Origin of the sequence: Caballeronia sp. INML2 (genome assembly GCF_023631365.1) — a bacterium.
Lineage (GTDB): Bacteria > Pseudomonadota > Gammaproteobacteria > Burkholderiales > Burkholderiaceae > Caballeronia > Caballeronia turbans.
The window spans coordinates 118106-131286 of record NZ_JALQDH010000079.1; the positions used below are offsets into that span (position 1 = coordinate 118106).

Consider the following 13181-nt stretch of genomic DNA (forward strand, 5'->3'; position numbering starts at 1 on the left):
ATCACAGATTGGCGATGTGGCACGCACCTCCGACACGGGTCTCCAGAATCGCGCGGGCGCGGCGCAGGTCGGGAAGGTCATGAGCGTCGTCGAACGAGGCGGCGAGCAGCCTCAACTGATCTGCCGCGTCGGTCGTGGCGTCCGGTGCGCACGCGCCCTGCTCCATCAGCTCGCAACGGGCGCGCAGCTCCCACAGCTTCGCGCCTTGCCCCACCGCCACCGCGCAGGCGCGCCGGAACGCCTCGAGCGCGGCGGCTTCGTCGCCACGCGCGCGCAGCAGCACGCCATGCACGCGATGAAGCTCCGCTTCGTCCCAGCGCTGGCCGGTCGCCCGCGTGATCGCGAAGGCCTCGTCGAGCAGACGCAACGCCGTGTCGGTTTCGCCGACCCAGCCATGCGCCTGCGCCGACATTCGCAGGAAGCCCGACAGATACAGCACGGTCTCGGTCGCGCGATAGGCGTCCATGCCCCGCGTCAACGCCGCGAGCGCATCGTCGCGCGCGCCGATCGCGGCGAGACAGTAGCCCCGGAAGATCGCCTCGACCGCGTGGTAATACGCGATGCCGCTGTCCGCGATCGCGGTAGCGAGCTCGTCCAGCCGCTGCAGGCCGGCCTGCGGCGAGATCACGGTCAGCGCGACGAACGATGCGCCCACCAGCGCGTGCGCGAGCGTATAGACATGCCCGATGCGCCGCCCCTGCGCGACCGCCTCGCCGCTGGTGCGGATCGCCTCGGCGAGCCTGCCCGCGCACATCTGCGACCACGACATGTACGTCAGCATCACGACGCGCGGATCGTCGACCGTCATCGACGCATAAAGCGCCTGCTGCGCCGGGTCGTAGAGCGCGATGCCGGTTTCGAGCTGGCGAATGGCGTCGCCGAAATGGCCCATCGGATGACAGGTCACGCCGCTGAACCGATAGCCCATGAGGCGCCACAGCGGATCCTGCCGCGCCTCGCCGCGCGCGAGAATTTCCGCGGCCTGAGCCCGCGCCGACGCGAAGTCGGCGCGCATGAGCGCATGAGTCCACAGGCCGTGCAGCACGGCGAGCAGCGGCGGCGGATCGCCGAGCATCTCGCACAGGGCGCGCGCGCGGGCAAACGTCTCTCCGGTGCCGGCGGCGGCATAGCCCTGCGTGGCGATCTGCGCCATGCCGATGCAGATGGTCAGCGCGAGTTCGTTCTGCAATCGCCACGGCGAGCGCTCCATCGTCGAGACGAGCAGGATGCCGCGATTCAGATGCTCCAGCGCTTCCACCATCGCCGAGCGGCGCAGCGCGCTGCGGCCCGCCGCGAGCCACTGGACGACCGCCTTCTCGACGATACGCGCCTCCGTGTAATGCCACGCGAGGATTTCGGGCTGGTTGGCGACCGCATCCGCGAAATGCGCTTCCAGCGCGCCGGCGATGCGCTCATGCAGCGCGCGGCGCGTATCGCGGCCGATGATCTCGTAGGCCGCGTCGCGGATCAGCGCGTGCTTGAACGTGTATGCGGGCTCGGACGCCGCGCGTCGCAGCACGATGCCGAAGTCCACCAGCCGGTCGAGCGCCGGGCCGAGATCCTTGCCGGGCTTGACGACGAGTTCGAGCAGATGCACCGGGAAGTCGCGTCCGATCACGGCTGCCGCTTCGAGCACTTCGCGCGCGGCGCCCAGCCGGTTGAGCCGCGATTGCAGCGACGCGCGCAGCAGCATCGGCAGGGGCTTGCCTTCGAGACTGCCGACGGCGGCATCCGGCCGGGCCGCGCCCTCGACGGTCGCGCGGGTCAGTTCTTCCAGGAACAGCGGAATGCCGTCGGTGCGCAGCACGATGTTCCTGACCGTTTCGGCGGGCAGCGCCTGGTCGGCCGCGACGTGACGCACCAGCGCGGCGCTGAGCAACGCAGGCAAGGGACCGAGAAAGAGGCGCGTGACACCCGGAACGCTGTCGAAGTCGGTGAAGCTGCCGGGGCGCATCAGCACGAGCAACATGACCGGCATGCGCGGCACCATGTCCGCGACCATCAGCACGAGTTCGCGCGAGGTATCGTCGATCCACTGCACGTCCTCGAACACGATGAGCGCCGGCAGATTCGTCGCCGAGCGCCGGAGCCATGCCACGAGCGCCTGCATGGTCCGGCGGCGCTTCGCGCTCGGGCTGAGCGACCTGGTGCCGGCGACCTCGCGCCCCGGCAGATTCAGCAGGTCCGCGATCAATGCGCGATCCTCCACGGGCAGGTCCGTGAGCACCGCGTCGAACTTCGCGAGCTTGTCATCGACGGAATCGGACGCGGCGAAACCGGCGGCGTGTTCGATCTGCTGGATGCATGGACGCAGCGGCGAGCCCTGCCGGTAAGGCGAGCAAAAATAACGATAGATGCCCGACGGCTCCGCGCGGGCTTCGTCGAGCAACGCCGCGGCGAGACGCGACTTGCCGATGCCCGCATCGCCCGTGACGACTGCGATTTGCCCGTGCCCCGCGCGCGCCTGCTGCCAGAGCCGCAACAGTGTGCGGTGCTCGTCGTCGCGGCCGAGCATCGGCGAGAGCTTCGGGTTGCCGCGCGCCTCGAAGCGGCTCGCGACGGCAATCGCGCCGGCCACGCGCCAGGCGCGCATCGGTGCGGCGAGACCCTTTATCGCGAGCGGGCCGAGATCGCGGAAATCGAAGAGATCGCCCGCCAGGCGCCGGGTGGCGTCGTCGACGATCACGGAATTCGCCTGGGCCTGGCCCTGCAACCGCGACGCGATGTTGGGCGCGTCGCCCATCGCCGCCGGCCCCTCCGACTCCTCCGCTTCCGCGACGACCACGAGCCCGGTCGATACGCCGAGGCGCACGCCGAGCTGAGGCAGGCCCGCGAAACTGATCGCGCAGACCGCTTCGACCGTTTTGAGCGCGGCGTGCACGGCGCGTTCGGCATCGTCCTCGTGCGCTTCCGGATAGCCGAAATAGACGAGCGTGCCGTCGCCCCGGTAGCGCTCCACGCGCCCGCCGAACTGCGTCATGCTCCGGTTGACGGCGCCGCGATACGCCAGCAGCACTTGTCGGTAGTCCTCGGGATCGAGCTCATCCGACAGCGCCGTGGACCCGATCAGGTCACAGAAGACGAAGGTGATCTGGCGACGCTCGACGCAGGCGTCCGACACCGTGCCGGCGCCATAGCTCGCGCCGCATTGCGGACAGAAGCGGGCCTGGCGCGGGCGCGCCGCGCCACAGCACGCGCAATGCGCGCGCGCCGTGCGACGCGACGCGGCGGTGCAATTGCAGCCGACCGCGGTCACGGCGCCGCCGCACCAGGCGCATCTCACGGAGACTCCCCTTCGGGCGCGACGCGCTTGCCGCCGCGCGCCTTCAGACGCACGTCATCGTACGACGCAGGCATGATTCGATCAGCGCGCAAGGAGGCCTCCATTCTGGTGAACGAGACTCGTGAACCCTTCTGAAAACCGGGATCAGCGTGCGCCGATTCTTCTCATCGTCTGTTTCAGATTATTACAAAGCTGCGAACAAGACAATCTGCCAAGGTCTGCGTGAGGCCCCTCAAAACCGGTATCCGACGCGCAGATACGTGATGATCGGATTGAGCGTGATCTTCGCCTCGGCCTTGCGCGTCAGCGTGCCGACAGGCGTCTGCGACTGCGTGGTGAACGTGCCCGTCGTGCTTTGCGGGATGAATGAAACCGAAAAGCCGGCGAACCAGTGGTCCGAAAACGCATACGTGGCGCCGACGTTGAATACCGGCGACCAGACCGTGCTTGCTTCCGCCGTCGTCGGGCCACCGAGCGCGCGGGCCTCGAAATCGCCGTTCGTGATCTTCGCGTTGCTGAAGGACGTGCGCGTCACGCCGATGCCGACATACGGCCTGAATTTCGATTGCGGCGCGAGAAAAAAGTACTTGAAAAGGAGCGCCGGGCTCCACTCGCGGACGGTGCCGAGCTTGCCGTATCTCGACAGCGCGCCGGTGCCGTTCACGTCGAACTCCGGCGGCACGCCGAACTCGAATTCCGCCGCGATGTGGTCGGTAATGAAGTAGCCGACGGTGAAGCCGGCGGTATCGGCGCTCGACACGCCCGCGCCGGTATTGGGCACGGTGATGTTGACCGGATTGCCGCCGACCGACGTGATCTTGAGCGGGTCGCTGCTGTCCTGCGGCGCGAGGTGGAACCAGCCCGCCGTGGCGAAGAAGCTTCCCGCCGACTGCGCATGACTCGCGGTGGCAAGGCACAGGGCCGTGGCGGCCGCGCCGGCCGTTCGAATTCCATTCACTTTGCACTCCTCCTAAAGCCACATCGACCGAAAAGGACGTCGTACTGTTCGCCCGCGCGGGCGTGGTGCGAAAGCGGCCGCCGCCTGCTGTTCACGTGCGAGATCGGAACATGCGCCAGCGGCGTGGCGCGGCGTCGTGCCTGCCGCGCCACGCGTGCATCGCCTTAAGCGCCACTGCATGGCGAATGTAGCGATGCCAGATGAAAGCCAGATCGAACACCAGCACGCCGAGCCGCCATACATACACAAAGAAGAAGCCCGCGAGCACCAGCGGCCAGATCGGCTTTTGCGGGGGCGCCTCCATGAAACGCCAGACGATGCCGGCGGCGAGCAGGACCGTTGCGCTGCCGACCAGCATCCAGCCGCCGAGCACCGGCCTGCGCGGCGCGATCCAGCCCGACAGGCTGACCAGCGCCGCGATCGCCACGAGCAGGAGGTTGCCTTCGGGCGCATGCAGACTGCCCGCGAGAAGCGCGAACTCGCGGCCGATCCAGAACCCCGAGACCGGTTCGACGAGAAAGTTCGACACCTTCGGGTCCAGGTAATACAGGCACGGCCACGCGCCGCACAGAAACGCGACCAGCGCGAGCGCCCACCATCGCGGGTGCGTCCATTTGACGAGACGCGGCAGCCGGCCCGACACGGTGACGCCCGCCAGAAGCAGGCTCAGGCACAGCACGGAGCGCACGATGCCCCGATAGGCGGCGGCGTCCACGAACTCGAATGACGCGAGCGTCGCCTTGAAGAGCAGGAAGACGGCGAGCACGTGCGTCAGGTAGGCGACCACATAGGGAATGGCCGTGCTGACGATGCCGACGATGCGCCTCGTCGGCGGCGGCGGTGCCTTGCGCGCCGACGCGGGACGCGCCTCGGGCAGCACGACGTCATCGATGAAATGCGCGAACACGGCGTCGTCGCTCCAATAGCCGACGTGCGCGGCGCCCGGCACCCAGTAGCGGCTGAATCCGAAGTCGTCGTACTTCGTGAACTGGAATGCGCCGCACCGGTGCTCTTTCAGATACTCGCGCGCCGTGTCCAGTTCGAAGCCGACCGGATCGCCGTAATCGTAGTAGTTTCGCCACTTGATCGGCTTCGGCAGCACGAGCGGATGATTGCGTTGCGAGCCGAGCATGGAGACCTGCGCGTCCGGGCGCTGCTGCCTGAAATTGTCGGAGGCGAGGTCCAGCGGGTCCCAGAGCTTCGGCCACAGCAGGATGTGCTTGTCGATCGGCGAGCCGAACGTCATGAAGCCGCGCACGCAGGTGATCCAGTCCGTGGGGACCGTCGTCGCTTGCGGGCCGGGACTTTTCGCGTCGCTGGACGAGAGCGCCTGAAGCAGCGCCAGAAACGCGATGATGCTGCCCTCGCTATGCGCGACGATATGAATCTCGGGATCGCGGCTGATGCCGGGATACGCGGCGTGGAACCATTCGATGATCGTCTGCATCGCCTTGTGAAAGCGAAAGAGGATCACCTGGCGGTAGTACTGGAATTCGGCGATGAGCTGAACGTCGCTGTAGTAGTCGCGCAGCAGCTCGGGCAGCTTGAAATCGAGCAGGCCGAGTTGCGACGGGAGATACAGCAGCTTTTCCAGCACGGCGAAGGTCCCGATCTCCTCTTCGACGATGCCCGCGACCTGCGAGAAATCCTTCGGGGTGAGTTGGGCCTTCCAGCCCGAACGCTTCGCTTCCTGTTCGACGCGCGTGTAGAGCGCGCGCACGCGGCTGAGGACGGTCCGGCCCCAGGCCTTGCTTTCCTCGAGCGTATCGTCCTGCTTCACGAGATCGCGCGGCACATCGGCCCAATACACTTCGGCGAAGCCGATGCGCGCGAGCGGGTCCTTGTTGGGCACGTCGAGGCGGCTCACGCACACTTCCCCGACGCTGCCGAGATTGAAGTAGCCGAGCGACAGCACCGGCAACGGCGGCTTGTCGAGCGCGCCGAAGCGATGGACGGCCGCGCGGATGGATTCGCTTCGCAGAGCGGGCCCGATGCCGTGGACGGCCACGACGATCTTGTCCATCACTGGAGCAGGGGCGGCGCCAAGCGGGGCAAGGCCAGGTTGAATCTGCATCTGTTATTCACTTGTCTGCGCAGGCCCGATGGACTTTGATAATCCGGCGGAATCCGCCATCGAGCTTCGCTTTCAACCTGCACGGACGCTTTTTTTAAAAGCGCCACCCGGAGTAATACGGATATCTAAACTCCTCTCGCGATAATATGCAGCGCCGGTGTTCGGTGAAAAAAATCCGGTGGGGGTTTTATGCTTGCTTTAACGTAGGTTGTGGGTGGGTGAAAGTCAAGATGGGCCTCCGTACCGCGCGAAGGAGCGTCGAACCATGAAAACGGCCGATCGTGCGGAGCCGGGAAAAGACCCGAGAAACCCGTTCACTTGGGTTTGAATCTATCCAGAAACCGGTCGGCCAGAGTCTTTGAATTAAGTAACCTGGCCGAATAATTCTCGACTTCCCAACTCCGCTGATCGTCCGAAATGGAGATCAACAGGGTGATATCGCGCGGGCCCGTGTTCAGAGAAAACAAACCTTCCTTGTCCAAACTGGGGACGCTGAACTACATCCTGCGCGATAAGGGTCTCGATTCAGGAAGCTTGCCGTTTGTATAAGCCGATCGCGCGCGTGCGCAAACGTGGCGCGGAGCGGCCCGTCGCGCTCGACGAGCACCACCAGATCGTACTCGACGAATCACTGGCCGAATGCTTCGGATGACTGATGACGACGCTTGCGCGCGCGCAGATGTCGTCCGAAGCGTTGCGCGTGCGCTTTCCGGCGCAGGTGAAAGTGGGGGCCGCCGACCGGGTGCAGGGGCTCGTCACGCTCGCGCTGCCGGGCATCGTGCTTCGGCCGCTGCCGGTCGTGCCGCCGCAGATTCCGGTTCACGCGGGCTACGACTACTTCGGGCTCGAACCGGGCGGCGAACGCACTGATCGCGCCGCGCTCCTTCTGCGCCGATTCCGCTCGACCGGGCGCGCGCCGGTGCGGCGCACGCGCCTTCGCCCACGACCACGAGGCCCTCTACGACTTTCGATGTAGGTCGTCCGGCCGATTTTGCCGTGCCCCGCCTCTGACTACTTTTGAAGCGCAGGCCCGAGGCACCGGCGCTTTTCGCCGAAGTCCCCGGGCCGCACCGCCGCCGCACCTTGGCGGCGGCGTTTCGAAGCCGTCTGGAGAGGACCATGATCCCGCATCCCGGATCGGCGGCGGCCGGCGCGCCGTCTGCACCCAGCCATTTCAGAACCGCCTCGGGAGCACCGTCATGGTCGCGTTGATGACGTGTGATGCGGGCGCCCATGCCCACGACACGCAGAGGCTCGCCGACCTCTGGCACCGTCGCGCCGCGCTCAGCGAAATGGAGATGGCGCAGATCTACGGCATCGTGCTGCATGCGCTGCGGGCGTACTATCCGGCCGAGTTGCGCGGCCTGCCCGAAGACAAGGAAGAGTTGATCGCGCAGTTTTTTTACTCGCGCGTGCTACGACTCGACTTCGATCAGCGCGTGTCGCACGCATCGGCGGAAAGCGCGCCGTCCACCGCGTATGCGCTGTGCGCGTATTTCAGGCGCTTTCTGATCGACTGCCTGCGCAGCGCAAGCGTGCAGCGCAATCTGTCCATCGAAGTGGACGGCGTGCAGGCCGAAGTGGATGCGCGTCCCCACGCCCCCGACGATCCCGTGGAGACGGCGCTCGCCGAACACGGCCTCGGCGAGCGGCGCGTGCGGGAACTCGCCCGCGCGTTCATCGCGTCGCTCGATCCGTCCGATCGCATCATCCTCGCGGGCAGCCTCGGCGCGTCGCACGACCGCAAGGGCGGACTCAAGGGCGTGGCGCATGAGAACGAGGTGCCGTCGTATCACTATCGCGCGTGCAAGCTCGGCGTCACCATGAAAAAAGACGCGACGCCCGGATGCTTCGCCGTGACCAGGATCGGACGCTGGATCGAGAACACGCTGGGCATCGAAATCGCGCTCGAGAACCGCGAGGTGATCCTCGTCGTACTGAGCCTGCTCGCGCTGGAGGCGCATGAATGAACGCGCGAGGAGCGATGCTCGCCGGCGCTTCGGCTGCCGTGCCATCAACCTTCGCGCAGCTTGTCGGCCTGCAGCCGCCCCACGATGAGCCGGAGCAGATGCAGCGCGAATTCCGGCTCCTGATAGTAGAGCCGGATCGCATCGGCGGCGCAGACCGTGCGCATCTCGCATTCGGTCTTGCACACGGCGGTCGACGTACGTCGATGCCCCGGCGAGAACAGCCCGATTTCGCCGAGCACGCTGCCCGCGCCCAGTTCGATCCCGATCTCGCTCAGTGTCACCGTGCCCTTTTCGACGTAGAAGAGTTCGCCGCTCGCATCGCCCTTGCGGAACAGGACCTCGCCCGCGCGATACCGCTGGCTCTCCATGTTGGCGAGCAGCCTGCCGAGCGATACCTGGCCGTCGATCGCGCGCGCGACCTGCGTCTCGCGCACGCGCTCCATGCGCGCGGCGGCCGCGCTCGCCTCGCCGCGGCTCGCGACGTTGAGCGCCTTGAAGATCGTCGTGAGATGCGTCTTGACCGTGGCCTCGGCGCAGTCGAGCTCGCGCGCGATCATCTTGTTCGAGCGGCCGCGCGCGAGCAGCGCGAGCACTTCGATCTGTCGCGGCGTGAGGCGCGCGTGGGCATCGGCGTTCGGAGATGCTTCGCCGCGATGCGCGGGCGTGGCACGAATGGAGGATGGCACGGGGGCGACGGGGTTCCCGGCGAGGAATGCGCGCGGAAAGTACACGCCGCCCGCGAGCGCGACCCGCAACGCGCCGAACAACATGTCGGCCGACGCGGATTTTTCGACGCAGCCAGCAACGCCGTCGGCGATCAGGCCGTCGATGTCGGCCTTCTGCGCGGCGCCAAGCAGCACGACCAGCGGTATCGCGCGCGCCTGTTCGCGCAGTGCTCCGTGCTCGGCGGCTGACTGGCGCAGCGCGTCGCCGTCCATTACGATGCAGTCGGGCTTCGGGTCATCGGAGATCGAGCCAGCGAGACCGTCGCGCACGCACACCTCGACATCCGCGGCGTAAAGGCGCAAGAGCGACGCGACGCCTTCGCGAAACAGTCCTGCCGGTCCGGTGAGCAAGAGCTTCATGACGTTCGCTTCGCACGGAAAGTTCGGACTCTGGCAGGCAGTGAGGCGTGCGCTGCGCACGCGCTCTGGAAGAACATCCTAAAGAATGGTGTCCAACGCGTTGGCGAACCTGGCGACCGTGCCCTCGACGTCATGCAGCTTATCGAGGCCGAATAACCCGATGCGGAAGGTCCTGAAATCTTCTGGCTCGTCGCATTGAAGCGGGACGCCGGGCGCGATCTGCAAGCCGGCGTCGGCGAATTTCTTCCCCGATCGTATGCCGTCGTCGTCCGTGTAGCAAACCACGACGCCCGGAGCCTGGAAGCCTTCGGCCGCCACGCTTTTGAAACCGGCGCCAGTCAGGCGTGCGCGTATGCGCTCGCCGAGTTCGAGCTGCTCCGCTCTCACCTTGTCGAAGCCGTATGCCTCCGTTTCCTTCATGACATCGCGCAGCGTCGCGAGACTGTCCGTGGGCATCGTGGCGTGGTACGCGAATCCGCCACTCTCGTAGGCTTCCATGATCTGCAGCCATTTGCGAAGATCGCAGGCGAAACTGGTGCTGGTTGTCGAGTCGATTCTTTCGCGGGCGAGCGGGCTCAGCATGACCAGACCGCAGCACGGTGGCGCGCTCCATCCCTTTTGCGGCGCGCTGATCAGGACATCGACGCCGCTCGCCTGCATATCCACCCAGATCGCACCGGAGGCGATGCAATCCAGTACGAACATGCCACCGACGGCATGAACGGCGTCAGAGACGGCGCGCAGGTAGGCATCGGGCAACATCATCCCGGATGCGGTTTCGACATGCGGCGCAAACACCAGATCCGGCTTGTTTTCTTCGATCGCAGCGATCACTTCTTCGATCGGCGGCGGTACATAGGCGGCCTGTCTTCCTTGTTCGACTGGACGTGCCTTCAACACCACCGATTCAGACGGGATGCTGCCCATGTCGAAAATCTGCGACCAGCGGAAACTGAACCAGCCATTGCGGATAACCAGACATTTTTTGTTCGTCGCGAACTGCCGTGCAACGGCTTCCATGCCGAAAGTCCCGCTGCCTGGGACGATAACGACCGACTTCGCGTTGTAGACACGTTTCAGGGCGGCGGAAATATCGTGCATGACTCCCTGAAAGAGTCGCGACATATGATTGATGGATCGGTCGGTGTAGACGACGGAATATTCGAGGAGGCCCTCGCGGTCGACATCGGGGAGTAGTCCTGGCACGTTCGCCTCCGGTAATGGACGAATGAACGAATCGAAAGCTCATTCTAACGAAAGCCGCCCGGAGCGGCATCGGCCGGGGCCATCTCACGTATGACATCATGAGTCCCCGAACCGCAAGGGGAGAGCCCTCCCCGCTCTCGCAAGATATGACCCGCGTTGCCCACCGATTCCCAGGAACGTCGACATGAATTTCAGATCCTTGCAGTGCTTCGTCATTCTTGCCGAGGAACTGAACTTCAGCCGCGCGGCCGAGCGCCTGCATATTGCGCAACCGGCACTGAGCCAGCAAATCCGGCTGCTGGAAGAGCGGCTCGGCACTCAGCTCGTCGATCGCGCCAGGCGGCCGCTGCGGCTTACCGAAGCGGGTCATTACCTCTGCACCGAAGCGCGTCAGATTCTGGGATCCTGGGAACAGGCGAGTCTCGGTGCGCAGGAAATCGGCATCGGGCGGCGCGGCTGGCTGTCGATCGGCTTCACGCGATCCGCGATGTACAGCATCCTGCCGCCCGCGCTGAAGGCGTTCCATCACTCGTATCCGGAAGTCGAACTCAAGCTGTTCGAGATGTTGACCGAGGAACAGACCGATGCGCTGCGTGATCTGCGCATTCACATCGGGATCGGGCGCCAGCCGCTCGACATCCCCGGCTGCACGTCTTATCCGCTGCTGCGCGAACATATCGTGGCCGTGCTCTCGCCAGATCATCCGCTGGCGAGGAAAAAGAAAGTGCGCATCGCCGAACTCGAAGATACCCCGCTGATCCTGTATCCCAAGCATCAGAATGCGCAGTTCAAGCGCACCGTGCAGTCGTTATATCGCGATGCAGGCGTGACGCCGTTCGTCGCGCATCAGGCGTACGAGATCCAGACCGCGATCGCGCTCGTCGCGGCGGGCCTCGGCGTGACCTTCGTCGGGGAGTCGGTTGCGCGGCACGGTCGCACGGACGTCGTGTTTCGTGCGCTCGCGGGCCCGGGCGCGACGCTATGGTCCACGCTCGCCGCAACCTTCCGCACCGACGACGACTCCGCTCATCTGCGCGCCTTTCTCCGCTGCCTTCCGGCACCTCTCAAAGACGCCGCACTATAAGCAACGCCTTATAGAAGAATAAGGAACGCGTCTTGGACGCGGGCAGCCACGCTTCTTATCATCGGCTCTAGTGATCTGGACCGGGACGCCCCTGCGCGCCCGGCCTGCGCACACAGACGGCGAAGGCCGTTTGTAAAGCAGGGCCGCAGAGCCCTCGCATTCTCGAAAGAAACGCGGAGACGGCATGACCCCATTCAACGAAGCGGCAACCATGCGAAAGGTGTACGGGCGGCTCATGCCCCTGCTCTTCGCGATGATGTTCTTCAACTATCTCGACCGCATCAACATCGGCTTCGCGGCGCTCGACATGAATCGCGCGCTCGGCTTCTCGCCCGCCGTGTTCGGCTTCGCGGGCAGCATCTTTTTCGTCGGCTACATGGTGCTCGAAGTGCCGAGCAACCTGCTGCTGCATCGCGTGGGTGCGCGCCGCTGGATCGCCCGCATCCTGCTCACGTGGGGGGCGGTCGCGGCCGCCACGGCGTTCGTCTTCGACGACAAGAGCTTCTACGTGCTGCGCTTTCTGCTCGGCGTGATGGAAGCGGGCTTCCTGCCGGGCGTCGCGGTCTATCTGACGAAGTGGTTTCCGGTGCGCTACCGGGCGCGCGCCGTGGGCGGCTACATCATCGCGGGGTCGTTTTCCGCGGTGCTCGGCGGCCCGATCTCGACCGCGCTGATGACCTACGCGAACGGCATGCTGGGCTTGCAGGGATGGCAATGGATGTTCATCCTCGAAGGCATCCCGGCGATGCTCCTCGGCCTGCTCACGCTGCGCATCATGACGGAGCGCCCGGCCGACGCCGACTGGCTCGCCGATGACGAAAAGCAATGGCTCGAAACGACGCTCGCGGCCGAGCGCGAAGCCTTAGGCGGCAACACGCATTTTCCGCTGCTGCGCGTGGCGGGCGACATCCGCGTGTGGAGTCTCGCGTGTCTGTTCGGCTGCGCGCTGGTCGGCATCTACGGCCTCTTTCTGTGGCTGCCGCAGATCGTCAAGAGTCTCGGTCATCTGAGCAATATCGAAGTGGGCTTCCTTTCGGCGGCGCCGCCGCTCCTGGGCGTGCTGGGCACGTTCATCATCAGCCGCAGCTCGGACCGCACCGGCGACCGCAAGAAGCATCTCGCGTTTGTCTATGGCATGAGCGCCGTCGCGATCGCGGGCAGCGCGTATGCGCCGAATCCCGTCATCGCTTACGCGCTGCTGTGCGTGACGGGTCTCTTCATCTACGCGGGCAATCCGCTGTTCTGGAGCCTCGCTTCGTCGTTCAGGACCGGCGCGGCGGGCGCGGCGACGATCGCGCTCATCAATACCATCGCGCAGTTCGGCGGGCTCGTCGGGCCGTGGAGCATCGGCCTCGTGCGCAGCGCAACGGGAAACTTCAAGCTCGCCCTGCTGACGATTGCGGCGTTTCTCGTCATCGCGACGGTCATCGCGCTCGTGATGCGCGTCAAGCCCGCCGACGACGAAGCCGACGCGCTGCCGTCAGCGGACCCCGCCGCGCGCACCTGAATCCCGCCCTCAAC

Annotated in this window: 9 protein-coding genes; 4 read left to right on the plus strand and 5 right to left on the minus strand. The window is 65.7% G+C overall.

Translation table 11 applies throughout. From position 1 onward, the window contains the following. Nucleotide 1 precedes the first annotated feature (1 nt). The 3 genes from NCT32_RS27310 to NCT32_RS27320 form a co-directional block, all read right to left on the minus strand. A complete protein-coding gene (locus tag NCT32_RS27310) occupies nt 2-3283 on the minus strand; it encodes an AAA family ATPase (protein WP_061118679.1) in 3282 nt (1093 codons plus the stop codon). 232 nt (nt 3284-3515) lie between these two features. Continuing rightward, nucleotides 3516-4232 (minus strand): OmpW family protein, encoded by a 717-nt coding sequence (locus tag NCT32_RS27315; RefSeq protein WP_061118745.1) that lies wholly within the window; start codon nt 4230-4232, stop codon nt 3516-3518. A gap of 100 nt (nt 4233-4332) precedes the next feature. Then, the gene (locus NCT32_RS27320) at nt 4333-6315 is read right to left on the minus strand and encodes an MFS transporter (protein ID WP_143756349.1); all 1983 of its coding nucleotides are present in this window, start codon (nt 6313-6315) and stop codon (nt 4333-4335) included. Nucleotides 6316-6970: 655 nt separating this feature from the next. On the opposite strand from NCT32_RS27320, the gene tssK reads away from it, so the two are divergent. Together tssK and NCT32_RS27330 are read left to right on the plus strand one after the other, a co-directional pair. Next, nucleotides 6971-7291: a type VI secretion system baseplate subunit TssK gene (gene tssK, locus NCT32_RS27325; protein WP_061118681.1), complete on the plus strand. Its 321-nt coding sequence runs from the start codon at nt 6971-6973 to the stop codon at nt 7289-7291. Nucleotides 7292-7514: 223 nt separating this feature from the next. Further along, complete coding sequence (locus tag NCT32_RS27330; RefSeq protein ID WP_086961142.1) at nt 7515-8285, plus strand: hypothetical protein; 771 nt, start codon at nt 7515-7517, stop codon at nt 8283-8285. 44 nt (nt 8286-8329) lie between these two features. Here the strand turns inward: NCT32_RS27330 and NCT32_RS27335 are convergent, their stop codons facing one another. Together NCT32_RS27335 and NCT32_RS27340 are read right to left on the minus strand one after the other, a co-directional pair. Beyond that, nucleotides 8330-9370, minus strand: a complete 1041-nt coding sequence (locus NCT32_RS27335; RefSeq protein ID WP_061118747.1) for a LuxR C-terminal-related transcriptional regulator — start codon at nt 9368-9370, stop codon at nt 8330-8332. 78 nt (nt 9371-9448) lie between these two features. After that, complete coding sequence (locus NCT32_RS27340) at nt 9449-10576, minus strand: aminotransferase class V-fold PLP-dependent enzyme (RefSeq protein WP_061118682.1); 1128 nt, start codon at nt 10574-10576, stop codon at nt 9449-9451. A 184-nt stretch (nt 10577-10760) separates the two neighbouring features. Between NCT32_RS27340 and NCT32_RS27345 the strand changes: the two genes are divergently transcribed. Continuing rightward, entirely contained in the window at nt 10761-11660 is a 900-nt protein-coding gene (locus tag NCT32_RS27345) for a LysR family transcriptional regulator (RefSeq protein WP_061118683.1), read from the plus strand. Nucleotides 11661-11844: 184 nt separating this feature from the next. Then, nucleotides 11845-13167 (plus strand): MFS transporter, encoded by a 1323-nt coding sequence (locus NCT32_RS27350; protein ID WP_061118684.1) that lies wholly within the window; start codon nt 11845-11847, stop codon nt 13165-13167. Nucleotides 13168-13181 lie beyond the last annotated feature (14 nt).

Coding starts and splice junctions, on each gene's coding strand:
- NCT32_RS27320 (WP_143756349.1), bottom strand. CDS start 6,315: ATGCAGATTCAACCTGGCCTTGCCCCGCTTGGCGCCGCCCCTGCTCCA.
- tssK (WP_061118681.1), top strand. CDS start 6,971: ATGACGACGCTTGCGCGCGCGCAGATGTCGTCCGAAGCGTTGCGCGTG.
- NCT32_RS27330 (WP_086961142.1), top strand. CDS start 7,515: ATGGTCGCGTTGATGACGTGTGATGCGGGCGCCCATGCCCACGACACG.
- NCT32_RS27335 (WP_061118747.1), bottom strand. CDS start 9,370: ATGAAGCTCTTGCTCACCGGACCGGCAGGACTGTTTCGCGAAGGCGTC.
- NCT32_RS27345 (WP_061118683.1), top strand. CDS start 10,761: ATGAATTTCAGATCCTTGCAGTGCTTCGTCATTCTTGCCGAGGAACTG.
- NCT32_RS27350 (WP_061118684.1), top strand. CDS start 11,845: ATGACCCCATTCAACGAAGCGGCAACCATGCGAAAGGTGTACGGGCGG.